Source organism: Corallococcus silvisoli (assembly GCF_009909145.1).
GTDB classification, from domain to species: domain Bacteria; phylum Myxococcota; class Myxococcia; order Myxococcales; family Myxococcaceae; genus Corallococcus; species Corallococcus silvisoli.
The window spans coordinates 1-24,282 of the sequence record NZ_JAAAPJ010000022.1; the positions used below are offsets into that span (position 1 = coordinate 1).

Genomic DNA, 24,282 nt, shown 5'->3' on the forward strand with positions numbered 1-24,282 from the left:
TCAACTACCTGGCCCTGGTGCAGGTGGCGCTCATCTTCTCCTACCTGCGCCACCTGCATCCATCAGACACGGCCTAGCGCCGTCAGCAGGATGGCCACGGAGGGGGGCACGCCGGGTCCCTCCGTGCCCTCGCGAGCGTGCGGGCGGTGGCGGGGCGGCCTGGACGCAACGCTCGTTGGAAGACCACCTGATGGGTAGTCTCCAGAGTTCATGCGTCCTCGCTCCCCACTTCACCCAAGGCTGACGCTGGCGGCGCTCCGGGACCTCGCGGGCGAGCCCTTGTTCGACCGGGCCCAGGCGTGGCTCTCGCAGGATGCGGTGAAACTGCAGCCGCCCTCGGAGGATGCCATCCGGGGCACCGTGTCCGAAGGACGCCGGCGCTCCTTCGACGCGGGCATCCGCGTGGATCCCGATTCCGATGGGTTGCTGCTGGACTGTGGATGCGAAGCGTACTGGGACGAAGGCGTCTGCGCGCATTCGGTCGCGGTCGGGCTCGCATGGCTCCAGTCCGTTGCCCCACAACTTCAGGGCCAGCCGTCACACGCCTCCTCGCGAATGGCGGATGTCCGCGTACGGCCCTCCACGCCGGAAGCCCTTCACGACTGGCTCGTGGAGCACCACGTGGGCCGCGCGAGGAGCGTGCCCGTGGCAGTGCTCGGGCCCCTGTTACCTGACTTCCTCTCGCGCCATCGACTCCACGCCCTGCGCAAGGCCACGGTGGTGGACGCGCTGGAGGGCGGCTCGAAGCTGCGGAGCCTGAAGGTCTCCGAAAAGGAGGCCCTCGCGGAAGCGGCATGGCGGTGGGTGCGCGACGAGGCGGGGCGGGTCTCACGGGGGCTGGCGCTCGAAGCCGCCGCGAAGCCCCTGTCCCCACCCACGGATGCACGCCTCGCCCCCGTGCAGGCGGCGCTCCTGCGCCTGCGCGCGCGCCTCCGGACCCAAGCCCTGCCCCGGCTGCTGGCACCTGCCCCTGTCGCCACCTTGGGGGAAAGCCCCTTGCGGCTTTTCGCGCGGGAGCCGGAGCTCGCGGCGTGGAGCCCTTCTTCTCGTCAGGGGGACCCTTCAGAGGAGCGGGGGCAGGTGGTGCTCGACCCTCGCGCCCTGCTGGAGGGGCGGGCCTGCCTGGCCTGTCCATGCTCGCCCAAGGCCCACGAGGCTTCCTGTGTCCACGCCCTGAGCGCCGTGGACTCGGTGCTGGAGTTGCTGGTGTCACTCCGGCAGACCCCACGCGCCACGAAGCTGTCGGAGTTGCTCTTCGAAGCACCGGGCCGCGAGTTGCTGACGTCGCTGGAGACGTCCCTCCAGGGGCGCGCGCTTCGCGAGGCCGCTGGCACGGAGGACTTCGTCACTTTCAGGCTGGAGCCAGGACCTCCGCGTGGCTGGCGGCTCCAGGCCTACCTGCACCTGCCCGCGAAGAAGGGCGGGTGGACTCCAGGTCGCGCCGTCACCTGGTACGACCGTGACAAGGCGCTCCGGGCCCTCCAGGGATTGGACGAGCGGCAGGCTTTCTCCCTCATCGAGGCGGAGGGCATGGTGGGGCAGGGCTCTCTGCACTTCGGGAGCGATGCCGAGGGGACGAGCGCGTCCTATGCCCTGCTCCTCCAGGCCCTGCGCACGCTCTCCCGAAGCTCCAGCCTTCGTCTCTCCAGCGTCCCGGACGTGCCCGCGCGGGTGCGGGAGTCGCCCCTGGGCTTCGCGCTGGAGCCGGACGGACAGGCCCTGCGCCTGCGGCCGGCGGTGGATGGACGCCCCGTGGCCGCGGAAGACCTGACACCGCCGCCCGCGGGCCCTCGGGCCTCCCAACCCTGGCTGCTCGTGGAGCCCGGTGTTCCCAGCGTCACCCTGGTGTCCGTTCCTCCGGACGCCGTCTCACTGCTCAAGTCGCTGAAGCTCCACGGCACCTACGTGGCCGCTTCCCAGCGCGACGCGCTGCTGGGACACCTCTCCGCGCTGGAGGCGGCCTTCCCGGTAGCGCTGCCACCGGCCCTGGAGGCCCGCCCCGTGGAGGCCTGGCCGGGCCTGCTGGTGCGCCTGCGCGAGGTGGGGGACGCGTCCCTGGAAGGTTCGCTGCTCGTGAGGCCGCTGCCGGAGGCCGGTCCACAGCCCGTGGGCGAGGGGGCCCCCGTGGTGCGTGGCCTGCGAGGCCGGGAGCGGGTCATGGTCCGACGGGACCTGGACGCCGAGCGCGCCCGGGCGGACGCGCTCCTCGAGCGTCTGTCATTGCCTCCAGGGGCCTACCGCTTCACTCGCGACACCGCGGAGGCCGCGCTCCCGCTGCTGGAGGCGCTGGAGCCGCTCGCGGGACCCGAGCTGCGCGTGGAGTGGGCGGAGCAGGCGTGGACGGTGACGCGCCCGGAGACCGCGAACCTCCGGGTCCAGGTGCGGCGGGAGCGCGACTGGTTCGGCGCCAGGGGCGGCGTGGAGCTGGATGGAGCCCGCGTGGGGCTGGCGCTCCTGCTGGACGCCGTGCGCCGCCGCCAGCGCTACATCCCGCTGGGAAAGGGACGCTGGATGCGCCTCACGGAGGCGCTGCGCGAGCAACTGACGCCGCTCGCGGACATGGCGCATGCCGGGCGGCAGGGGCTGGAGGTGAGCGCCGCGGCGGCGCCCGTCCTGGACACGCTCGAGAAGGCCGGCGTGCGCGTCCACGCGCCTCCGGATTGGCGCGGGCTGGCGCGGCGCATCCACGAAGCCCACGCGCGCACGGTGCGCGCGCCCCGGAGCCTGAAGGCGGAGCTGCGCGACTACCAGCGCGAGGGCTTCGTGTGGCTCGCCCGGCTGGCCTCATGGGGCGCGGGCGCGTGCCTGGCGGACGACATGGGGCTGGGCAAGACGCTCCAGGCGCTGGCCCTGCTGCTGGCCCGCGCGGCGGACGGGCCCGCCCTGGTGGTGGCGCCTACGTCCCTGCGCGGCAACTGGGCCCGCGAGGCCGCGCGCTTCGCCCCGTCGCTGCGCGTGCACATCTGGCAGGACGCGGACCGGGGCGCCCTGCCATCCCTGCTGGGCCCTCGGGACGTGTTGATCATCAGCTACGGATTGCTGGTCAGGGACGTCCGCAAGCTGGCCTCCGTGACCTTCGCCACGCTGGTGGTGGACGAGGCTCAGGCGGTGAAGAACCCGGACACCGCCCGGGCTCGCGCGCTGCGCACCGTGAAGAGCGACGCCCGCGTGGCCCTGACCGGTACGCCGGTGGAGAACCGCCTGTCGGAGCTGTGGAGCCTCTACGACCTGCTCTTCCCGGGACTGCTGGGCGGGCGTGAGTCCTTCCACGCGCGGTTCGCCGTTCCCATCGAGCGCGACCGGGACCCGGAGGCCCGCGCGTCCCTGGCTCGGCTGGTGCGCCCCTTCCTCCTGCGCCGCACCAAGGCCCAGGTGGCGCGCGAGCTGCCCCCGCGCATGGAGACGGTGGTGCCCGTCACCCTGTCCGACGCCGAGCGGCGCTTGTACGACGACGTCCGGCTGGCGGCGCTGGCGCGGCTGGACAGGGGGACGCCGGACAAGAATCCGCGCTTCGAACTGCTGGCGGCGCTCGCACGGCTCCGGCTGGCCGCATGCCATCCCCGGCTGGTGGATCCAGACACGGGCCTCTCCTCCTCCAAGCTGGAGCGCGTGCTGGAGCGGGTGGTCGAACTGTTGGCGGAGGGCGGCCGCGCGCTCGTCTTCAGCCAGTTCGTGCGCCACCTGGGGCTGGTGCGCGAGGCGCTGGAGTCCCGGGGCATCGCGTTCCAGTACCTGGATGGACAGACGCCCGCCGTGGAGCGGCAGGCCCGCGTGGAGGCCTTCCAGCGAGGGGAGGGCGCGCTCTTCCTCATCTCACTCAAGGCGGGTGGCACCGGCCTCAACCTCACCGCCGCGGACCACGTGCTGCACCTGGACCCGTGGTGGAACCCCGCCGTGGAGGACCAGGCCTCCGACCGCGCCCACCGCATCGGGCAGACGCGCCCCGTCACCGTTTCGCGTTTCGTCGCGGAGGGCACCATCGAGGAGGCCATCCTCGCCCTCCACGCGGAGAAGCGGGACCTGGCCGACAGCCTGCTGTCGGAGGCGGATGGCGCCGCCGCGCTGTCGCCCGAACAGTTGTTGGGGTTGCTGCGCTTCGGGGACGGGACCCACGGGCCTTGAGGCGACCCGCGCCTGACGCTCCCCGGAGAGGACACCCGCGCGGCGTTTCTGGAATAGGGTGCGCTCCCGCCCGTTCCCGGGCGCCGCTTGGGTCTCTCTCCAGGAGCGAGGATGTTCCGTCCGCCGTTGTCGTGGTTCGCCTGCGTGGCCCTGCTGGGTGCGTCCCAGTCATGGGCCCAGGCCCCCCAGCCGTCCCCGGAGGCCGCGGCCTCCACCCCCGTCGCGAAGCTGGGCGCCAGCATCCAGGCCCGCACGCTGAAGAACGGGCTCACCGTCGTCGTCTGGCCGGACCACGACATCCCCAACGTGGCCCTGGCCAACTGGTTCCGCGTGGGCAGCCGCAACGAGCGGCCCGGCATCACCGGCCTGTCCCACTTCTTCGAACACATGATGTTCAACGGCGCGAAGAAGTACGGCCCCGGTGAGTTCGACCGCGTGATGGAGGCCCACGGCGGCGCCAACAACGCCTTCACCTCCGAGGACGTCACCGTCTACCTGGACTGGTTCCCCGCCTCCGCGCTGCCCCTCATCCTGGACCTGGAGCAGGACCGGCTCCAGTCGCTCGCGTTCGACCCCAAGGTCATCGAGTCCGAGCGCGGCGTCGTCTACTCCGAGCGCCGCTCCTCCGTGGACAATGACAACACCGGCGCGCTGATGGAGCAGGTGCAGGCCACCGCCTTCGTCGCGCACCCGTACCAGATTCCCGTCATCGGCTGGCCGTCCGACATCGAGTCCTGGCGCATGGAGGACCTCCAGCGCTACTTCAAGACCTACTACGCGCCCAACAACGCCACGCTGGTCATCGCCGGAGACGTGGAGCCCGCCCGCCTCTTCGAGCAGGTGGAGGCCACGCTGGGCACCATCCCCGCCCAGCCCCCGCCGGAGCCCGTGCGCACGAAGGAGCCCGAACAGCAGGGCGAGCGGCGCGTCATCGTGAAGAAGCTGGCCCAGTCCCCGCTGCTCCAGGTCGTCTACCACGGCCTGTCCGGCAATGATCCGGACGCGGAGGCGCTGGAGCTCCTCGGCCTCATCCTCACCCAGGGAGACTCGTCCCGCCTGCACCGCAAGCTGGTGGACGAGGCGCGCGTGGCCATCCGCGTCCGGAGCAGCACCTCCGGCGGCTTCGATCCGTCGCTCGCGTGGTTCCTGGTGGACCTGCCGCCCGGCGGCGACCTGGCGAAGACCGAAGCGCTGCTCACCGCGGAGCTGGCCCGCGTGGCGAAAGAGGGCGTCACCGACGCGGAGCTGCGCAAGGCGCGCAACGTCGCCCTGGCCGCCTTCTGGCGCAAGCTGGAGACGAACGACGGCCGCGCCCGCGAGCTGGGCAGCGCCGCCACCTTCCGAGGGGACTGGAAGGCGCTGCTCGACGCGCCCTCGCGCTACGAGAAGGTCACGCTCGAAGGCGTGCACAAGCTGGCCGCCCGCATCTTCAACTCCGACCACCGCACGGTGGGCTGGCTCGTCCCCACCACCGCCTCCTCCACGCCGGCCTCCAAGGAGGGCTCGCGATGAGCGCCTTCTTCCGCCTCCGCTCCCAAGGACTCCACGCGATGCGCGCGCCCACCCGTCTTCGCACCGCGCTCGCCGCGCTGCTGCTCGCCTCCGGCTGCGCGTCCACCCGGTCATCCGCGCCCGCCGAGCCCCCCGCGCCCGCCGCCTCCATCCCCGCGGCTCCAGCTCCGGCCCCCGCCGAGGCCCCTTCCCCGACGAAGGGCGTGACGCTGCCCGAGACGACCACCGTCACGCTGAAGAACGGGGCGCGGCTGCTGCTCGTGGAGAAGCACGACCTGCCGCTCGTGGCCTTCTCCGCGTGGCTCCGCGGAGGTTCGAGCACCGACCCCGCCGGCAAGGAGGGCCTGGCCGCGCTCACCGCCCAGCTGCTCCAGAAGGGCGCGGGCTCCCGCAACGCCCAGCAGTTCGCCGAGGCCGTGGACGGCGTGGGCGGCGAGCTGGAGATCGTGCCGAACCGCGAGGCGCTGCTCCTCAACGGCAGCTTCCTGGCTCGCGACTCCGCGCTGATGGTGGAGCTGCTGTCGGACCTGCTCATGCGTCCGCGCTTCGACGCGCAGGAGCTGGAGAAGGCCCGCGCGCTGCGCGTGTCGGAGATCGCCACCGCCAAGGATGGCGACCCGCGCATGCTCATCGGCGTGTACTTCAACGCCTTCCACTTCCCCGCGCACCCCTACGGCCGGCCGCCGCTGGGCAGTGAAGCGTCGCTGCCCACCATCGGCCGGAGCGACGTGCTCGGGTGGGCGAAGGCGAACCTGGGCGCGGACCGGCTCATCCTCTCCGTGGTGGGTGACTTCGACGCGAAGGCGCTCGGCGCGAAGCTGGAGGCCGCCCTGGGAGGCTGGGCTCCCGCGGGCCAGCCGCTCTCCGCCGTGCCCGCCACCGCGCCCACGAAGGGCCGGCGCGTGCTGCTGGTGGACAAGCCCGACGCCACCCAGACCTACTTCGCCATCGGCAACACCGGCATCCGCCGCACCGACCCGGACCGCGTCGTGGCGGAGCTGTCCAACACCGTGCTGGGGGGGCGCTTCACCTCGCTGCTCAACACCGAGCTGCGCGTGAAGACCGGCCTCACCTACGGCGCCCGCTCCAGCCTGGCCCCCGGCCTCCAGGCGGGCCCGGTCACCCTCACGTCCTATACCCAGACGGCCACCACGGGCCGCGCCATCGACCTGGCGCTGGAGGTGCTCGCGCGCTACCGCCAGGACGGCGTGGATGACGCCATGCTCACCTCCGCCCAGGCCTACGTGCAGGGACAGTTTCCCCCCACGCTGGAGACGGGCGAGCAGCTGGCCATGAAGCTGTCGGAGCTGGCCTTCTACGGCCTGGACGCGCAGGACGTGAACGGCTTCGCGAGCGCCGTGGCCGCCACCACCCGCGACAGCGTCCGCGCCGTGAACCAGCGCGTCCTGCCCGCCAACGAGGACCTGACCCTCGTCCTCCTGGGCAAGGCGGACGCCCTGCGCGACGTGGCCCGTAAGTACGGCCCCGTCACGGAGATGAGAATCTCCGACAAGCAATTCGCGCCGCCGCCCGCCCGGTGAAGCCAGACGGAGGTAGGCATAGCGATTGAAACCCGCCTACATAGACTTCACAGTGAAGTCTATATAGACATGAATTGACCCCCTTCGAGTATAGAAGGGGTGTCAGGTCGGGGCCGGGACCGGACAGTCATTCAGTGTTTGTCCTCTGGGCCCATCATGTCCATGCATCGTTTGTCGTTGTTGCTCGTCCCCGCCTGCGCGGCCTGGTTGGGCTGCGGGGAAGCAGCGCCCTCCTCCGAAGAGAGGAGTCCCCCGGGGCTGCCGGTGCTGACGCCGCGGGAGGGGACCGCGGTCATCTCCCAGGACGACGTCCTGCCCGGCTGTGGTGAACCCGACGCGGGCACTGGTGCGGGGGACGCGGGCACGCCCGACACCTCCGTGCTGGTGACGGCTGACAGCCGCTACCACTCCAGCGCTGGGGTGACGGTGGTCCCGGAGAGCCTGGCTGGCCGCGACCTGGAGATCCTCATCCCCCACGGCATCGACTTCGACCGGCGCACGGGTACTCCGGTGGCAGGGGGCATGCGCTTCGACAACGTGCCGGACGGCGAGTACTTCCTGCGCGCGAACCGGCTCTACTTCCTGACGCGCGCGCGCCACTTCGACCTGGGGCTGAACCGCATCGGCCGTCCGGACGCCGTCTACACGTCCATCATGGAGTCGACCGCGTCCCTGTCCTTCACCCACCTGGAGCCCTGGCAGGACTGGACGTCCACCTACGACCCGGGCAGCTCGCTCCAGGCCACCAGCGCGGACGTGGACCTGTACGCGCCGCTCTCCCCCAATGAGTACCCGACGGCCGGGGCCACGACGCTCGAGGATCCGGTGGCCTGGGTCTACAGCGGCTCCGGCCGCGGGCTGCCCGCGCTGGATGCCACGAAGGGCGACCGCCTCTACGTGAACCAGCTCAATTCGGTGGGGGCCGGCACCCTCCCGAGCGGCGGGCCCCTGGTCTACTCCACCGTGGTGAGCAGCCTGCACCCGCCGGCCTTCTCCTTCACGCCGGACGGCACCACGTCCCTGCCGTTGTCGGGCGCCTTGCAGCCCGTCGCGCAGCAGCCGTTCTCCATGGAGTGGCGCCTGTCGGAGTTCACCCGCTGGCGCACGGACGCGAACCCCACCGGGACGCTCAGCACGCCTTCGCTGTCGCTGTCGCCCGCGCCGTTCGGCTACCAGGACGGCTGGGTGGGCTACCAAGGCGAGCTGCTCACCCTGACGCTGCCGCGCGGTGAGGACGGCGTCATCGCGCGCCGGCTCGCCTACGGCAATCCCTATCCCTCCAGTTCGGGCGTGGTGGGCACGGTCGGCTATTCGTTCCGCTCCGCGACGCCGGTCGTCGTGGGGACCCGGAACCACTACCCCAGCGGCGGCATCTACGTCATCGACCGGTTGGACCACCTCATCGCGGGTCCCCTCCAACCGTCCATCTCGCCGCCCCGCGAGCTGCGCATCGACGGGGTGGATGCCTACGCGTCGCGCGTGGTGGGCACCACGCAGCCGGTGTTCAGCTGGCGGCCTCCGGTCCAGGGGACGCCCAAGGCCTACGTCCTGTCCGTCATCCAGTTGGTCGGCACCTTCGACGCGAACCCGACGCTGCGCTTCTACGTGCCTGGGGACAGGACGCAGGTCCGGCTGCCGCCCAACCTGCTGCTGCCGGGCACCGTCTACTACGCGCGGGTGACGGCGGATGGCTCTCCGAACTACGAGCCCTGGCGGGCCCCGTACATCACCGCGGAGCTGCTGCCCAACGTCAGCGCGGACACGTACAGCGCTGCCTTCACCACGCCGTAGTCCCGGCGGGAGCCCGCCCGCTACCGCGCGCCCTGGCGGTGGCGGGCGAGGCACTGCTGATAGCGCGCGTCCACCGACTTCGCGAACCACGCGGTGGTGCGCTCGCCGCTCAGCTTCACGCTCTTGAGCAGCACCTGCGGGAGCTGGGCGTAGGCGGGCGCCTCGCCCGTCTGCTTCGCGTACGCGCGCTTCACCGCGAGGTACGTGTCGGTCTTCTCGAAGTCCGCCGTCTTCTCCTGCTCCACGTCCCGGCGCACCCGCCGCTCGCTCAGGTCCGGCGCGTAGCGCTGGCGGAAGAGCAGCAGCGCCTTGAGGCTTTGACTGTCCTCGCTTCGTGGCTGCCCATTCCTGTCATACAGTTGCAAGTCCCCATCCGTCGCGAGGGTGACCCCGGTGAGCTGGCTGACCTGGGCTTGCAGGGCGGCGTTGCGCGAGCTGTAGACACCGCCGTTGTAGTCCGCGAACCGGTAGAGCGGTTCGTCGTACGCGGCCTCGAAGCCCAGCAGCCGTGACGTGCCGTACCGGACGCCTCCCGCGCGCGTGTAGAGCGACTCGCGCACCTGCACCGGGTCCGCGTCCGGGCCCGCCTTCTCTTGCGCGTACCGCACGCTGACCTGCATGGAGCCGGCGGTGGTGACGGGGTTCTGTCCCGCGAACGACGATGGACCGAACAGGGAGCTGGCCAGGTCCGCGGCCGCGTACGCCGCAGGGTACTCCTCCTCATAGTACGCCAGCATGTCCCGGAAGAGCCGGTCCAGGTCCCGCTCGGTGCGCAGCGCGTCCAGCCGCGCCCCGAAGGTGCGCTTCGCTCCCTTCGCCTTCGACGACAGCACCTCGTCCAGCAGCCGCCGCCCCAAGGGGCCCAACCGTCCCGCCGTCCCGTCCAGCTTCTGACGCACCAGCTTCGCGAGCCCCGGCACCGCCGGGTCCGCCTGGAAGCCCGACTCCTGTTCGATGATGGCCAGCACCTGACACACCACGGGCCCGGACGCCGGAATCGCCTCCGCGTCCAGCGCCGCCAGCACGTCGCGTGCCCAGCCCTCGCGCTCCGCGCCCTTCACCTTCGGGGGCAGCAGCCGCGCCACCTGCGCCACCGTCAACGTGGGCGGCGCCGGCACCTCCGCCACCGCCACCGGCGCCCGCGACGCACAGGCCGTGACAGCCAGCAACAGCCCCAGGCACCACATCCTCCGGTGGCCGACGTTTCGCCTCAGGTCAGCCTGCGGGTGCATGCGGCGCTCCATCCGGTGAAAACATTTTTTTGAGACATCCCGCGCCCACTCCCGTTTCCTCCGCAGGCACCTGAATAAGCCGAATTGTTGATAATTTCGCCTAGCGAGAATTCCATGGCAGGCGAGCTTGTTCAGGGGGATTGTACAAAGCTGCAAAACGTACTTTCCCCAAAAAGTAGTTGCCCTGATGAATTCAAGTGTGTCACGTATCACCCGTTGTTTCTTGATGGAGGTATCGCGTTGGCTCATCGACTGTTGAAGACGATTGGCGCGGCATGGCTCGGCGTGGCTCTTTCGGCGTGCGGTACGCAGGGGTCCACGGGAGACGAGACGCAGGCGCCTGAGCAGGAGAAGTCGGGCGAGGACATCCAGAGCACGTTGAACGCGCTCGGCGGTGCCCAGGTGTTGGGTGTGCACGCGGACGGCATCCCCGACAGCATCCGTGGCGAGCTGGGCCGGATGGATCTGAAGGTCAACACGCTGGCTGGCGGGCGGAATGCGCTCGCGGGCGTGGCGCCGGCCTTCCGCCTGAACGCGGAGGACATGGTGCTGCGCAAGGCGCACACCGACGAGCAGGGCAACCAGCACCTGCGCTTCACGCAGACGAAGAACGGCCTGCAGGTGATTGGCGGCGAGCTGGTCGTGCACGTGCGGCCGGACGGCACGGTGTTCCGGGCCAACGGCTCCGCGCGCGACGGCCTGACCGTCTCCGCGCTGCCGCGCATCGCGGCCCAGTCCGCGCAGGCGGCGGCGGTGGGCGCGACGGTGGGCACGGGCCTGGGGGCCGAGGGCGCGCCCCGGCTGGTGTACGTGCGCACCGAGGACGGCGCGCTGCGTCTGGCGTACGAGGTGACGGTCACGGGTGAGAGCAACCTGATGCCGGTGCGTGACCTCGTGTACGTGAGCGCGGTGGACGGCTCCATCGTGCTGCGCGCTCCGCAGATCCACTCCGCGCTCAACCGCAAGCTCTACAGCGCGAACAACGGCACCAGCACGCCGGGCACGCTCAAGCGCAGCGAGGGCCAGGCGGCCATCGGTGACTCGCATGTCGACATGAACTACGACATGCTGGGCTACACCTACAACTGCTACAAGACGCTCTTCAACCGCGACTCGCTCAACAACGCGGGCCAGACGCTCATCAGCACGGTTCACTACAGCAAGAACTACGTGAACGCCTACTGGGACGGCACCCAGATGGTGTACGGCGACGGCGACGGCGTGAACTCCATCGAGCTGGGCAAGGACGCGGACGTCACCGTCCACGAGCTGACCCACGCGGTGACGGAGAACGAGTCCAACCTGACGTACTCCGGCCAGTCCGGCGGCCTCAACGAGGCGATGTCCGACACGTTCGGCGCCATCTGCGAGAGCTGGTCCAAGGACTGGAGCATCGCCGCGGACGTCTGGATGGTGGGCGAGGACGTCTGGACGCCGAACATCCCGAACGACGCCCTGCGCTACATGGATGACCCGGCGAAGGACGGCGTGTCGCTGGACTGGGCGCCGAACTACAACGGCCAGGACGTGCACTACACCTCCGGCATCCCGAACCTGGCGTTCGCGCTGCTCTCCAAGGGTGGCAAGCACCCGCGCGGCCGCTCCACCATCGAGGTGCCGGCCATCGGCGTCGAGAAGGCCGGCCGCATCTGGTACAAGGCCAACACCGACCTCTACACGGCGAGCACGACGTACGTGCAGGCCAAGGCCTGGACCATCCAGGCGGCGGCGGACCTGGGCTACGACCAGGCCACGCAGGACGCGGTGAAGGCGGCGTGGGAAGCGGTGGGCGTGGGCGTGACGGTTCCGCCCCCGACCTCCATCCCGCTGACCAACGGCACGGCGGTGACGGGCCTGAGCGACAGCGCGGGCAACAAGAAGTACTACTCGCTGGCCGTTCCCGCGGGCGCCACGGCGCTGACGTTCACCATCTCCGGTGGCACGGGTGACGCCGACCTGTACGTGCGCTTCGGCGCCGCGCCGGACGCGTCCACCTACGACTGCCGTCCGTACGTCAGTGGCAACGGGGAGACGTGCACCATCACCAACATCCAGGCGGGCACCTACTACGTGATGCTCAACGCCTACGCCGCCTACTCCGGCGTGACGCTGAAGGGCAGCTTCACGGCTCCGGGCGGCGGCGGCGGCAACGTGCTCCAGAGCAACGTGCCGGTGACGGGCATCTCCGGCGCTTCGGGCTCCTTCAACACGGAGTGGGTCACGCTGGATGTGCCGGCGAACAAGACGGTCTCCATCTCCATCTCTGGCGGCACGGGTGACGCGGACCTGTACGTGCGCTTCGGCTCCTCGCCGACGACCTCCACGTACGACTGCCGTCCGTACTCGGCTGGCAACTCGGAGACGTGCACGCTCACCAAGACGACCGCGGGCAAGTACTACGTGAAGCTGAATGGCTACTCGGCGTACTCGGGCGTGACGCTCAAGGCCATCTACTAGCCACACCCGCTTCACGCCCCGCTCCCCTCGTGAGAGGGGAGCGCGGGACGAAGACAGGCACCCGGGGAGCCTCCATGGCTTCCCGGGTGTCGTCGTTTCAGGCATCGAAGCCGCCGGGATGCTAGCGCCGCACCTGCACGTCGCGCGCGACGGTGCGACCGCCCATGAGGACGAACTGCGCGCGCACCGGGGTGCCCTCCTGGAGCTCCTGGAGGGACACGCGCTGGCCCTGGTGGAGGCCCCGGCTGCGCGGGTCGAGCTGGAGCTCGTACACGGTGCCATCGCCGTCGCGCACGTGCAGGCTGTCGCGGCCCACGTGGGTCACCCGGCCGCTCACCGCGCTGGACGCGATGATGACCTGCTCCAGTGGCCGGTTCGCGGACGTGTCCGTCACCGCCGCCTGCGCCGCCTTGGCCGCGCCCTCGTACCAGGCCTCGTCGTCGCGGGCCTGCACGGCCTGGGCGCCAATCATCACCCGGCCCTCGGAGGGGGCCTGCGTCCCGGGCTGTCGAGCGTCCGGGGCCCGCGGCGCGTTGCCCGGGGCGGTGAGGTCTTGTCGCGTGGGGGCGTTCGCGGGCGCCTGCGCGGTCGTGCCGCGCGTGGGCTCAGCCGCCCGGGGAGCTGGCGGGCGTGTCGCTCCGGGAGGGGGGGCCGTGTTCGGGGGCACCTGGGCGTTCGCGTCCGGCGGCGCACCGCCCTGGGGCCGGAGGTTGTCCCCCTGCGCGAGCGCGGGCATGACGGGCACCGTCGGTCCTCCGTTCGCGGAGTCCCGGGCCTGCATCATCGCCGGCGACGCCGCGTCCGCGTTGTTGTCCCCCTGGCACGCGGAGGCCAGCGTGCACAGCGCCACCATCCCCATCCACTTCCACCGTCCACCCATCCGACACCCTCCCGCAGGCGAACCTGCGGACGGCCCCTCGCCGGTGCAAGCGTCCGGCGTCTGGAAGGGGTGTTGCCTTCTGGAAAGGCGGGGCTCGTGGCTGACTACGCGGAGAAGGTGGCGGCCACGGCGCGCACGTGGTCGCGCACCAGGGCCCGCGCGGCGATCAGCTCCGCGGCGCCGGCGGGCGTGTAGCCCAGACAGAGCACCACGTCGTCCTCGGGGGCCGCGCGCGTGCCCAGCGCGGCGTAGTCGAGCGAGCGCGGGACGGGTTCGCCTTCCGTGTCGTGGGTGAAGCGGCCGAACACGGTGGCCTGCCCGTCGCGGCCGGGGGCTGTCTCCTTCAGGGCGAAGAGGCGGCGCATGGCGGCGAGCGAGTCAGGGCGCTCTCTCAGGAGCTCCGGGGAGGCGGGGCCGCCCAACTCCCACTCGAGGAGCTTGAGGCAGCCGCGCACGAACTCCACGTCCGTGATGACCAGCCCGTAGAGGTACCAGTCCGCGCACGCGGCCTGGACCAGCCGCGCCTGCGCGTCGGTGAGCCAACCAAAGGACGGGCAGGTGAAGGTCTCGCAGGTGGTGGCGCGGTAGACACCGCAGTCGCGCAGGTCCGCGCCGCCCGTCACCCAGGGATGGCCCAGGCAGCCCACCCGCTGCTTCTCCGCGTCCAGGAAGCCCAGCAGCGGACACACCCTCACGATGGGGAAGAGCGCGGGGGCGGCCCGGCTCGCGGTCAGCTCTCGCGCGGCCTCCGCGTAGGCCTCCAGGGTGCGAGGCGCGTGGGAGAGCCGCTCCGTCTGCGTCTCCAGTCGCCGGGTCAGCGCCTCGCGCGAGTGGTCGCGGAAGTTGTAGAGGCCGCAGCAGGCGCCGCACGAGGCGCCCCCGCCGGGCTGGCACAGGTGGAAGGAGACCGACATGCGCGCATTCTGGCGGAAGGCCGGGCGTGGCGTCCGCCCTCCCGTCAGAACCAGTCCGGGTGCATGCGGGCGTACGAGTCCTCGCCCGTCCGGCACAGGTGGGCCAGGAGCGGCACGCGCGGCACCTCCACGGCGAACCAGTACTGCGCGGCGGCGAGCTTGCCCTCGTAGAAGGCGGTGTCCTCGCTGGAGGGCGCGCGGGCGAGGCCCTCCTTCGCGGCGGCGGCCTGCGCGAGCCAGCGCCACGCCACGGCCACCACGCTGAAGAGCTCCAGGAAGTCCGTGCTGTGGCGGAGCATCACGTCCACCTCTCCCGCCATGCCCCGCGCGCCGAGCTCCAGGGTGAGGGCGCTGACCTGCTGGAGCGCGTCCTCCAGCGCGTCGCTCCAGGTGGGGTCCACGCCCGCGGCCCGGGCGCGGCCGGTGGTGGCGCGCACCTCCTGGTCGAGCGCGTGGAGCGCGGCGCCGCCCTCCGCCACCGCCTTGCGGCCGAGCAGGTCCAGGCCCTGGATGCCGGTGGTGCCCTCGTGGATGGTGTTGAGCTTCTGGTCGCGCAGCCACGCTTCGGGCAGGTACTCGCTGGAGTAGCCGTAGCCGCCATGAATCTGGAGCGCGAGCGCGTTGGATTCAAAACCCTTCTCCGCCGGGAACGTCTTGGCGATGGGCGTGAGCAGGTCCAGCAGCAGCTGCGCGCGCTTGCGCGTGGACTCCCCTGGCGCGTGGTTCGCGAGGTCCGCCTGGGTGGAGGTGGCGAGCAGCAGCGACAGGCCGCCCTCCACGATGGCCTTCTGGCGCAGCAGCATGCGCCGCACGTCCGCGTGTTCGATGATGGGGGACTGGGCGCGCGTGGTGTCGCGGATGCCGGTGGGGCGGCCCTGGGGGCGCTCGCGCGCGTAGGAGAGCGACTCCTGGTAGGCGACGGCGGCGGTGGACACGCCGTTGAGGCCCACCATGATGCGCGCCTCGTTCATCATCTGGAACATGCAGGCCAGGCCCCGCCCGGGCTGGCCCACGAGCCAGCCGTGGCAGTCGTTGGCTTCGCCGAAGTTGAGGACGAGGCTGGGCAGGCCGCGCCAGCCAATCTTGTGGATGACGCCGGCCACCTGGACGTCGTTGGGGACCAGCGCTCCTGCCTGGGGCCTGCGCGCGGGCACGGCGAAGAGGGACACGCCGCGCGTGCCGCCCTCCGCGCCCTCGATGCGCGCGAGGGTCAGGTGGACGATGTTGTCGGTGAAGTCCTGGTCGCCGCCGCTGATGAAGATCTTCGAGCCCTGGAGGCGGTAGCCGCCATCCGGCGCGGGCGTGGCGCGCGTCTTCACGTCCGCGAGGCTGCTGCCGGCCTGGGGTTCGGTGAGGGCCATGGTGCCGGTCCACTCACCGCGGTACAGCCGGGCCATGAAGGTGTCGCGCAGGAAGGGCGTGCCAAAGACTTCCAGCAGGTGCGCGGCGCCCAGGGTGAGGCCCAGGTAGCCGTAGGCGCTCAGGTTGGCGGCCATGAGGTAGGCGCTGGCCACGGCGTGCACGGTGAGGGGGAGCTGCTGGCCGCCGACGTCGGGGGGCCGGGTGGCGGTGAGCAGGCCCAGGTCCACCATGCCGGCGTAGAGCGAGCGCATGGCCGGGTGGACGCGCACGCGGCCGTGTTCGAAGACGGGCGGGGCGGCGTCCATGGGCCGGTAGGTGGGGGCGAGCACCTCGCGGGCGAAGCGGCGGGTGCTGTCCAGGAGGAGCGCGAAGGTGTCGCGGGAGTGCTCCTGGAAGGCAGGCAGCGCGCAGAGGCTCGCGGTGTCCAGCGCTTCATAGAGCTGGAACTCCACGTCACGGTCCGACAGCAGCGGGTTGGGGCGGGGCACGCTCATGCCCCGGTTCCCTACCAGGATGCGATGGCGTCGTCGAAGTCGTCGTGGGGTGGACATTCACCGTCGGACGGAGGCGGTGGTGCGTCCGGGCAGGGGGCGTCGTGGCGGGGCGGCTCGGGGGTGGGCATGGGCAGGGAGGGCTGTCCCTTCCAGGTTCGGGGATTGGGGGCGACAGGGGGCTTGCCACACTCAACAACAAGGCCGGTGTCTTGCATTGACGCACCTCCATTTTCGGGAGTCCCGGCGGTCTTTGGACGAAGGTGTGTCCCGTGTCTGTCCATTGCCAGGAGGGGTCCCCGGAGTCGCGGGTGGGGTGGGGCGGGCAGGGGGGCGAGGCTCCGAGGGCCCCGCCGGGTACGGCCTGCGGGAGGGGCAGGCGAGACGCACCGTTGGGAGTGGAGGTGGTCCCGATGGTCATCATGGGTGCGTTGTTGGTGGGGATTGTCGTGATGGGGGTGGTGCTGGGCGGGGTCGTCATGGGCGGAGCGTTGGCGCACAAGAACGCGCGTAAGGATGACGCGCGGTGGGCGAAAGAAGCGGCGGACCGCGCGGCGCGCCGGGAGCGCGACACGTCCGGTCCCGGCCCGATGGGTGGCGAGCCCGTGCACGCGTGAAGGGAGCCTGAGAGGCCGCGGCGCTTCCGCTAGGATGCGCCGCCGTGCGATTCGCGCTGCCCTTCTGGCTGTGGGTGCCGCTGCTCGCGGGATGCGCGGCTTCGGGCCCGGCTCCGACCACCGTGGCCGCGGCGAAAGTCATCCGAGGTCCCTGGTCGGAGGTTCCCGCGGTCGAGATGCCAGCGGGTGACAGTGCCATTCCCATCGACCTGATGCGGGACGTGGCGGAAGCGCTCCTCAAGCGCCCCGGTGCCCGGGCCTGCGATCCCGCGACACTGCGACCCATCCAGGGGTTGTCCACGGAGTACTGCGCGACGGTCTATGTCACGGGGAGCCGGGATGCCCTGTCCTGGCGGGTCTCCGAGCCGGTCCGAGGAAGCCACGATCGCTGCTCCGCGCCACTTCACGTCGTGGACGACGACCATCCCCCTGCGCAGGTCTGGGTGGTCGGATTCATCCACAATCACCCCTGTGGAAGCCCACCCTCGTCGGTGGACCTCCTGGCGTGGCCGACCGATGCATTCGATCCGCTGTCGGCCATGGCGGTGGTCCGCCTGGTTCCAGGCAATCCCGCACCTGCCTTGTTCAAGGGGCTGGCCATCGAGATGGCATCCGCCCTTGTCGCGGAACGCATGGACGGCACCCGGGTCTATCTGCGCTATTTTCCCACGGGCGAGGTCGAGCAATGGAGTGAACGCCGACGTGGGTGGATCCTCTTGGGGATCTGCGCGCCGACGCAAAGTCATCTGGGGATGGCACCCCGATGCACGAATGGGCCGCTGCGGCTGCTGCGCGAATAAGGGGCATGGACGATGGTCAGGGGTCTGGCAGCGGGATGCGCGGTGATGCTCGTGGGCTGTGCCGCGAGGCCCCCGGCGTGGCGGGCGCCCATCGAGTGGCCAGACGATGAATCCGCCATTCTCGTGGGCCAGCCCATGGAGGCAGGGGCGGCTGTGGCCGCCGCGGGGGCCGTGCGTGAGTTCATCCGCACGAACACCGACCCCACCCTGTTCGAAGGATGCTCCGGTCCGGAGCAGGGTCTTGGCGTCGCTGTCTTCACCGGGCCGACCCAGGGATTGTATTTCGTGGCGGTGCACCAGGACTTCCGGCGCTGTGGTGGGCCCCGCATCCGGGTCCTGGATGCCTGGGATGCCTATGCGGTCACCCCTCAAGGAGAAGTCGTCGCCAAGGCTCCTCCCCCAGCGGGCGATGCTTCCTTCGCGGTCCCTCCGCGGGTGCAGCCCGCGCCCCCGACCTCCCAGCCACTCCCTGCCGCCCCCGTCTCGCCATCCACGCAAGAGCCGCCGACGGTTCCCGTGCCTCCAGTGGTGCCTACCGGGGACGGGGAGCGTAGTAGCGGCGCAGCCAGCGGCTGAGGCCATCCAGGCCGGGGAAGAGGACTCGCTCGGTGATGTTCGCCTGGTCCAGCTTGTCCCGGACCTCCCACTTGAGCGCCGCCGGCACCACGAGCCGCCGCACCCCCAGGTGCTGGTGCCCCAGGAACTCGTTCAGGCTCAGCCCCGACCCGTTCATCACCGAGAACAACGCGAACTGGTTCACGATGCGCGCGTCCAGGGACGGCGGCTCGAAGAACAACACGAAGGGATGCCCCGCCAGCCCGTCGAACGTCGGCAGGTCCACCGCCACCGTCGCCAGCATCTCCCCGGTGAACACGTCCGCGCCCTCCAACCGCAACTGCTCACGCAGCGGCTGGGGCAATTGCTCGTTCGTCCGGTGGTAGTCCACGCACCAGACGGCGCCGTCCTCGGACAACAGGTCCTGGCGCTCCGTCATGAAGTGCAGCGCCACGTATGGACTGAACGTCCAGTCCAACAACCGCGTCGGCATCCCGTGATGCTGCGCGAGCGCCAGCCAGTCCCAGATGGACGTGAGCCGCTCCGTGCCCGGCACGCCCCGCGCGTACTTGCGGAAGGCCCGCAGCAGGTCCCGCTCCTGCCGCACGAACGCCCCCTGGCGGTTGAGCGTCGCCGTCAGGTCCAGCTTCGCGTCGGGAACCCCTCGGTAGACGAAGCTCGTCCGGAACCGGCCCAGGGGCTCGTTCCACGAGCCCGCGAACAACAGCTCCTGCAACTCCAACCAGGATGTGACACGACGCTCCTGCATCCGCTGTCCCCTCGCCCCCCGCCAAGGTGGCCCCTGTCCTCCAGGGACGCACCATCGGGAGCGTGGGAGGGGACACCGGGGGGCCGGGGTCCCTCAAGCCTGCTCACTTCCCCAGCGGGGAGGCATGGGCCTGACCGGACGCCCGGCCACCTCAAACACAAACATTCAACACACGACGACTACGGACGCCCGAAGTCCGCCGGCTGGGTGAAGGCATAGGAGCTGGCGCCCGGCGCCTTGTCCTGTTGGAACAGGGGGCACTTGGCGCACGTGAAGCTCTCCCAGTCCTCGCGGACCGCCTTGTCGATGCATCCGCCGTAGAAACGGCAGTGGACATTGCGGTGCTCCTCGATGGAGAACGTATCGGCCCGCAGCGGGAGATGGAACTCGGTGGGACGCGGCTGTGGACAAGGCATTGGGTTCTCTCTAGCCCCCCTCGTGGGTGCTGACTTCCTCTACTGACCGGTGCGTCGCGTCATTCCCGACATTCCCACGCCGGCGCACTGAACGCTTGCACCCTGTCTCATCGCTGCCAGCAGAAGACCGTGTGGGTGTGTGAGACATTGGGAGGCACCACAGCCTAATGATGCCGGGCGTCCCGGGCCCGCCCCGCCAGGGTGTCTGCCTTCACGCGGAGCAACCCGCCGGGCAGGCCGTCGGAATCTTCACCCCTGGAGGACTTTCCCGCGAAGATGCGGGGCGTGAGCCCCCCTGTTCGATCCCCCCTCGACTCCTCCCGCTGGCTGAGCGCCCTGGCCCTGGTGTCGCTCGTGCTGCTCAGCGGCTGTTCCGCCTTCTCCCGCGCGGTGCGTGAAGGTGACGGCGCCGTGAAGGAGCGCCACTGGGCGGAGGCCGAAGCCGCGTACCTGCGCGCCCTGGCCGCCGACCCGGAGGCCTCCGAGATCAAGGTGAAGCTGCGCACGGTGCGCAAGGAGTGGGGCGCGGAGGTGTACCTGGAGGCCGGCGCCGCCCATGCCTCCGGGGACCTGCCATCCGCCACCAAGCTGCTGGTGCGCGTGCTGGAGTTGGATCCAGACCATGAGAACGCCCACGCGCTGCTCGCCCAGACGCTAGAGGCGCGGGTGGGGGTGGCCCTGGGCCTCTTGAAGGAGGAGAAGCTCCAGGACGCCCGCGCCGAGCTGGACGCGGTGCTCGCCGTGGCGCCGGACCACGTGAATGCCCGCAAGGGCGTGGACGCGGTGCAGGTCGCGTGGGCGAAGCGCTTCTTCTCGAGCGCGGAGACGCTGGAGAAGGCCGGCAAGCTGGGCAATGCCCTGCTCGCCTACGTGCGCGCGGACCAGGAGCGCGTGGGCGCCACCGCTGCCCGGGAGCGCGCGGAGGCCGTGCGGCAGCGGCTGCGTGACGAGGTGGCCTTCCTGGTGGTGGCGACCCCCGTGGAGGACAACGCCCAGGCCCCGGACGTCGCCCAGCGCCTGGGCGCGGGACGGCTGGCCGCGGCCCTGCCCACGCAGCTGCCCTTGAAGGTCGTGACAGAGGCGCCGCCGGGCCGGGTGGGCGTGAAGCTGGACCTGGCCCTGGAGCGCGTGCTGCCGCTCAAGTCGGTGGAGGAGTCCCAGCGCAGCCAGCGCTACCTCGCGGGCAACCGCTCCGTGCCCAACCCGAAGCGCGGCCAGTACGAGTCCAAGCTGCTGGAGGCGGAGCGCACCCTGGAGGGCGTGGAGCGCAAGCAGGCCGCGGTGCTGCGCGAGTACCTGCGCGCCCAGGTGGAGCTGGGCACCCTGCGCGACGCCGCCGAGCGCTGCCGCGAGCGGGAGAAGCGCGAGTGCCGCACCGCCCTTCAGGAGTGTGGTGAGGAGGCCCGCGAGGCGAAGAAGCCGGGCAGCTTCCCGGGGGAGTGCAACCCGGAGCGCTGCTCGGGGCAGTGCACCCAGGACGAGGGCCTGTTGTCGCTGAAGTTCAAGGCGGCGCGCGTGCTGGAGGTCGCCGTGCAGGTGGCGCTGGACAAGGCGGAGTCCCAGCGCGTCGAGGTGCAGCGCAACCGCGACGCCGTCTTCCGCGAGCCCATCACCGTGGAGGAGCCCATGTATTCGGACTTCGTCTACGACGTGCAGCTGCACCGGCTCACGGTGACGGCCACGGTGACGGCGGTGATGCGCGACCTCTTGTCGCCCCAGCAGGTCGCCGCGCCCAACACGCAGGACTACGCGGTGCTGCACGAGGACCTGGCCCACAAGGGCTATGACCGCTACGGCGTGCTCGCGGACCCCGTGCAGCTGCGCAACGAGCTGGAGCTGCGCGTGGACGCGGGTGACAAGGCGGTCGCGGACCTGGCGAAGCGCGTGAAGGAGCGCTTCGACGTGTATCGCGGCAAGCGCGTGGAGGACGCCCGGCGCGGCATGGTGCGCCCCGGCGCCGAGGACGTGGTGGAGACCGCCGTGCGCGCGCTGCTGCTCACCGCCGACGCGCCTCCGCAGGACATCCTCCAGCCCGTCGCCCGCGCGCGCGGCCTCACGAAGCCCGAGGCGCTTCTGGGCGTCGGGCAGTAGCGTCGCCCGAGCACGCGGCCTCGCGATGTCTTTCCAGGGGGCCGTGGTGTCGCTCGCGCGCGGCCCGTCACGAAGCCCTCCTGGGTGTCGGGCCGTGCCGTCGCTCGCGCGCGGCCGGTCGCGATGTCCTCCTGGGCGTCGGGCCGTGACGTCGCCCGCGCGGCCCGACGATGCCGCCTGGGCGTCGGGCCGTGGCACGAAGCGCCCCTGCGTCGCGTTGCTCACCGTGCGCGGATCGGAGTCCGGCCTCCGCCCCGGTCCGCGCCCCCTCAGTCCATGCTGGTGCTCATCTCGGGGCGCTCCGTGCGCAGCACCTCCACCCGGCGCCGTCGCGCTCCCGCGATGGCCAGGTGCCACGCGGCCGCGGTCATCCCCACTCCGAAGCAGACCGCCCACAGCGCGTTGGCCCCCGCATGGCCCAGCATCGCGCCGCCCAGCGCGGGCGCGACGCTGGACGCCAGCCCCCACATCATGTGGTACGCGCCCTGATAGCTGCCGCGCAGCTCTGGCGGCGCCAGGTCCGCCACCACCGAGGGCGCCACCGGCGACTGCGCCATCTCCCCCAGCGTCCACACCGCCACGGCGGTCATCGCCCACGGCACGCCCGCTGGGAGCGCGTGCAGCCCGAAGCCCACCCCCGTCAGCACGCCCGCGAGCGCCAGCGCGGTGGAGCGCCGCATCCGACCCACCACGCGCGTGACGAACGGCTGCAGCGCGACGATGAGCACGCCGTTGACCGCCATCACGAGGCCGTAGTCCGCGGGGGACAGGCCCCGCGCGGACAGCGTCACCGGCAGACTCATGGTGCTCTGGAAGAAGAGCAGGGCCAGCGCGAAGACGGGCAGGCAGAAGGACAGGTACACGCCGTCGCGGAACGGCGTCAGCAGGTCCCCCAGCGTGGAGCGCGCCGCCAGGCTGTCCCTCGCCACCTGGGGCCGCGTCTCCGGCACGAACGCCCAGACGCAGCAGCCGTAGACGAACGTGGTCGCCGCGTCCGCGACGAAGAGCAGCCGGTAGCCCAACCCCGCCAGCAGCCCCGCCAGCGGCAGCGCGATGGCGAAGCCCAGGTTGATGACCCAGTAGAGCATCCCGTAGGCGCGCGCCCGGTCCTTTGGTGGCACCAGGTCCGCGACGGCCGCGGACACCGCCGGGCGGTACAGGTCTCCCAGGATGCCCAGGAAGAAGGCCGCCACCGCGATGCGCCCGGGCGTCTCCGAGAAGCCGATGAACAGCATCGCCCCCGACCCCAGCCACAGCCCTCCCGCGAGCGTCAGGCGGCGGCCCACCCGGTCCGCGAGCATGCCCCCCAGCGGGGCCGCGAGCACCGTGCCCGCGCCGTTGAGCGCCACGATGAAGCCCGTCTGCTCCACGCTGAAGCCGCGCTCGCGCGTCAGGTACAGCGCCAGGAAGGGGGCGACGAAGGACCCCAGCCGGTTCACGAAGGTGCCCACCCACAGCACCCAGTACGTGCGAGGCAGACCGCCCCCGCCCAGCGCTCTCAACACCGTGGCAACGGGATTCATGGAGGAGCGCCGACGGCCGCGTGGAGAAGGAACTGACCGGGGGCGCCCGGCGAGCATGCGCGCCCGTCCCCTGCGTTTCCACGGCCTCTCTGTCCTCGCCGGTCGGTTGGAGCCTCACGCATTCCAGTCACGTGGGAACGGGCCCCTTCACGGCGCTGGACTTCTCCGGCGCGCTCCTCCAGGGTGCCCGCCCCCACGAGAAAGGCGGGACGGAGCGCGGGCATGGGTCAGGTCATCGGACTGTTGGGGGCATGCCTGGTGCTGGGGGTGTTCGCGCGCCGCAGCGGCCGGTTCCCCGAGTCCACGGCGCAGGTGCTCAGCGCCTTCATCCTCAACGTGTCGCTGCCGGCGCTGGTGCTGCGCGCCATGCACCGGCTGGAGTTCGCGCCCGGGCTGCTGGTGGCCGCGGCGGCGCCGTGGCTGCTGTACCTGGGGGCGGGGGTGTATCTGCGGCTGCTCGGGCCCCAGCTCGGGCTGTCGCGCGAATCGGTGGCGGCGCTCATCCTCACCGCGGGGCTGGGCAACACGGCCTTCGTGGGCCTCCCCATGGCGACCGCGCTCCTGGGCCCGGACGGCATGGCGGTGGCGGTGGTGGCGGATCAGCTGGGCTCGTTCCTGGTGCTGGCGACGCTCGCCACCCTGACGGCGGCGAAGGCCCGTGCCGGGACGTCGCTGCCCGCGCGCACGCTCGTCCTCAAGGTGCTGCGCTTCGCGCCGTTCCAGGCGCTGGTGCTGGCGCTGGTGTTGCGGCCCTTCGCCTTCCCGGACTGGCTGGACGCGGTGCTGCGCCGGCTGGGCGACCTGCTCACGCCCCTGGCCCTCTTCGTCGTGGGCTTCCAGCTGCGGCTCCAGGGCGTGCGCCCGCGCGTGCCGGCGCTGGCGCTGGGGCTGTCCTACAAGCTGGTGCTCGCTCCGCTGGCGGTGCTGGGGCTGCTGATGTTCGCGCCCGGGCTGGCGCTGGTGGTGAAGCAGGCCACGGTGCTGCAAGTCGCCATGGCGCCCATGGTGACGGCGGCCATCCTCGCCGCCGAGTACGAGCTGGATCCGGAGCTGGGGGTCCTCATGGTGGGGGTGGGCATCCCGCTGTCGTTCTTCACCGCGCCGCTGCTCCTGGCCCAGGTGCGCTGACGCCCGCACGGGCGCTTCCATCCTCGCCGCCCCGGGCGCGTGCTCCGCCCGTGCGGGTTCTCAGGTGGGGAAGAGGCGCCC

Annotated in this window: 16 protein-coding genes; 9 read left to right on the plus strand and 7 right to left on the minus strand. The window is 71.3% G+C overall.

Annotated features, from left to right (window positions below; translation table 11 throughout):
- Window positions 1-210: 210 nt before the first annotated feature.
- The 4 genes from GTY96_RS32685 to GTY96_RS32700 all read left to right on the plus strand — a co-directional run bounded on the left by GTY96_RS32685 (window position 211) and on the right by GTY96_RS32700 (window position 8,966).
- Entirely contained in the window at window positions 211-4,122 is a 3,912-nt protein-coding gene (locus GTY96_RS32685) for a DEAD/DEAH box helicase (RefSeq protein WP_161666751.1), read from the plus strand.
- 111 nt (window positions 4,123-4,233) lie between these two features.
- Window positions 4,234-5,634, plus strand: coding sequence for a M16 family metallopeptidase (locus GTY96_RS32690; protein ID WP_143908090.1), 1,401 nt, complete (start codon window positions 4,234-4,236; stop codon window positions 5,632-5,634).
- A 38-nt stretch (window positions 5,635-5,672) separates the two neighbouring features.
- The gene (locus tag GTY96_RS32695; protein ID WP_161666801.1) at window positions 5,673-7,175 is read left to right on the plus strand and encodes a M16 family metallopeptidase; all 1,503 of its coding nucleotides are present in this window, start codon (window positions 5,673-5,675) and stop codon (window positions 7,173-7,175) included.
- 156 nt (window positions 7,176-7,331) lie between these two features.
- Window positions 7,332-8,966, plus strand: coding sequence for a fibronectin type III domain-containing protein (locus GTY96_RS32700; RefSeq protein WP_161666752.1), 1,635 nt, complete (start codon window positions 7,332-7,334; stop codon window positions 8,964-8,966).
- Between the two features lie 20 nt (window positions 8,967-8,986).
- On the opposite strand, the gene GTY96_RS32705 is transcribed toward GTY96_RS32700, so the two are convergent.
- Window positions 8,987-10,198 (minus strand): DUF1615 domain-containing protein, encoded by a 1,212-nt coding sequence (locus tag GTY96_RS32705; RefSeq protein ID WP_143908094.1) that lies wholly within the window; start codon window positions 10,196-10,198, stop codon window positions 8,987-8,989.
- Window positions 10,199-10,438: 240 nt separating this feature from the next.
- Here GTY96_RS32705 and GTY96_RS32710 point away from each other — a divergent pair, with 240 nt between their 5' ends.
- Window positions 10,439-12,655, plus strand: coding sequence for a M4 family metallopeptidase (locus GTY96_RS32710; RefSeq protein ID WP_161666753.1), 2,217 nt, complete (start codon window positions 10,439-10,441; stop codon window positions 12,653-12,655).
- Between the two features lie 121 nt (window positions 12,656-12,776).
- On the opposite strand, the gene GTY96_RS32715 is transcribed toward GTY96_RS32710, so the two are convergent.
- From GTY96_RS32715 to GTY96_RS32725, 3 genes are all read right to left on the minus strand, one after another.
- On the minus strand, window positions 12,777-13,535 hold the full coding sequence (locus GTY96_RS32715; RefSeq protein WP_235686038.1) for a PepSY domain-containing protein: 759 nt from the start codon (window positions 13,533-13,535) through the stop codon (window positions 12,777-12,779).
- A 104-nt stretch (window positions 13,536-13,639) separates the two neighbouring features.
- Window positions 13,640-14,449 carry a hypothetical protein gene (locus GTY96_RS32720; protein ID WP_143908098.1) on the minus strand — a complete coding sequence of 270 codons (810 nt, stop codon included), beginning with the start codon at window positions 14,447-14,449 and terminating at the stop codon, window positions 13,640-13,642.
- A 44-nt stretch (window positions 14,450-14,493) separates the two neighbouring features.
- Complete coding sequence (locus GTY96_RS32725) at window positions 14,494-16,305, minus strand: acyl-CoA dehydrogenase (RefSeq protein ID WP_161666754.1); 1,812 nt, start codon at window positions 16,303-16,305, stop codon at window positions 14,494-14,496.
- A 410-nt stretch (window positions 16,306-16,715) separates the two neighbouring features.
- Between GTY96_RS32725 and GTY96_RS32730 the strand changes: the two genes are divergently transcribed.
- Complete coding sequence (locus tag GTY96_RS32730) at window positions 16,716-16,919, plus strand: hypothetical protein (RefSeq protein WP_143908101.1); 204 nt, start codon at window positions 16,716-16,718, stop codon at window positions 16,917-16,919.
- 44 nt (window positions 16,920-16,963) lie between these two features.
- Window positions 16,964-17,719 carry a hypothetical protein gene (locus tag GTY96_RS32735; protein WP_328701087.1) on the plus strand — a complete coding sequence of 252 codons (756 nt, stop codon included), beginning with the start codon at window positions 16,964-16,966 and terminating at the stop codon, window positions 17,717-17,719.
- 532 nt (window positions 17,720-18,251) lie between these two features.
- Here GTY96_RS32735 and GTY96_RS32740 read toward each other — a convergent pair.
- Window positions 18,252-19,043: an FRG domain-containing protein gene (locus GTY96_RS32740; RefSeq protein ID WP_143908105.1), complete on the minus strand. Its 792-nt coding sequence runs from the start codon at window positions 19,041-19,043 to the stop codon at window positions 18,252-18,254.
- Window positions 19,044-19,222: 179 nt separating this feature from the next.
- The gene (locus tag GTY96_RS32745) at window positions 19,223-19,459 is read right to left on the minus strand and encodes a hypothetical protein (protein WP_143908107.1); all 237 of its coding nucleotides are present in this window, start codon (window positions 19,457-19,459) and stop codon (window positions 19,223-19,225) included.
- Between the two features lie 276 nt (window positions 19,460-19,735).
- On the opposite strand from GTY96_RS32745, the gene traC reads away from it, so the two are divergent.
- Window positions 19,736-21,550 carry an outer membrane exchange accessory lipoprotein TraC gene (gene traC, locus GTY96_RS32750; protein WP_143908109.1) on the plus strand — a complete coding sequence of 605 codons (1,815 nt, stop codon included), beginning with the start codon at window positions 19,736-19,738 and terminating at the stop codon, window positions 21,548-21,550.
- Window positions 21,551-21,819: 269 nt separating this feature from the next.
- Here traC and GTY96_RS32755 read toward each other — a convergent pair whose 3' ends face one another.
- Window positions 21,820-23,073 (minus strand): MDR family MFS transporter, encoded by a 1,254-nt coding sequence (locus GTY96_RS32755; protein WP_143908111.1) that lies wholly within the window; start codon window positions 23,071-23,073, stop codon window positions 21,820-21,822.
- Window positions 23,074-23,295: 222 nt separating this feature from the next.
- Between GTY96_RS32755 and GTY96_RS32760 the strand changes: the two genes are divergently transcribed.
- Window positions 23,296-24,201 carry an AEC family transporter gene (locus GTY96_RS32760; protein WP_161666755.1) on the plus strand — a complete coding sequence of 302 codons (906 nt, stop codon included), beginning with the start codon at window positions 23,296-23,298 and terminating at the stop codon, window positions 24,199-24,201.
- Window positions 24,202-24,282 lie beyond the last annotated feature (81 nt).

Coding starts and splice junctions, on each gene's coding strand:
- GTY96_RS32685 (WP_161666751.1), top strand. CDS start 211: ATGCGTCCTCGCTCCCCACTTCACCCAAGGCTGACGCTGGCGGCGCTC.
- GTY96_RS32690 (WP_143908090.1), top strand. CDS start 4,234: ATGTTCCGTCCGCCGTTGTCGTGGTTCGCCTGCGTGGCCCTGCTGGGT.
- GTY96_RS32695 (WP_161666801.1), top strand. CDS start 5,673: ATGCGCGCGCCCACCCGTCTTCGCACCGCGCTCGCCGCGCTGCTGCTC.
- GTY96_RS32700 (WP_161666752.1), top strand. CDS start 7,332: ATGTCCATGCATCGTTTGTCGTTGTTGCTCGTCCCCGCCTGCGCGGCC.
- GTY96_RS32705 (WP_143908094.1), bottom strand. CDS start 10,198: ATGCACCCGCAGGCTGACCTGAGGCGAAACGTCGGCCACCGGAGGATG.
- GTY96_RS32715 (WP_235686038.1), bottom strand. CDS start 13,535: ATGGGTGGACGGTGGAAGTGGATGGGGATGGTGGCGCTGTGCACGCTG.
- GTY96_RS32720 (WP_143908098.1), bottom strand. CDS start 14,449: ATGTCGGTCTCCTTCCACCTGTGCCAGCCCGGCGGGGGCGCCTCGTGC.
- GTY96_RS32725 (WP_161666754.1), bottom strand. CDS start 16,305: ATGAGCGTGCCCCGCCCCAACCCGCTGCTGTCGGACCGTGACGTGGAG.
- GTY96_RS32730 (WP_143908101.1), top strand. CDS start 16,716: ATGGTCATCATGGGTGCGTTGTTGGTGGGGATTGTCGTGATGGGGGTG.
- GTY96_RS32740 (WP_143908105.1), bottom strand. CDS start 19,043: ATGCAGGAGCGTCGTGTCACATCCTGGTTGGAGTTGCAGGAGCTGTTG.
- GTY96_RS32745 (WP_143908107.1), bottom strand. CDS start 19,459: ATGCCTTGTCCACAGCCGCGTCCCACCGAGTTCCATCTCCCGCTGCGG.
- traC (WP_143908109.1), top strand. CDS start 19,736: ATGCGGGGCGTGAGCCCCCCTGTTCGATCCCCCCTCGACTCCTCCCGC.
- GTY96_RS32755 (WP_143908111.1), bottom strand. CDS start 23,073: ATGAATCCCGTTGCCACGGTGTTGAGAGCGCTGGGCGGGGGCGGTCTG.
- GTY96_RS32760 (WP_161666755.1), top strand. CDS start 23,296: ATGGGTCAGGTCATCGGACTGTTGGGGGCATGCCTGGTGCTGGGGGTG.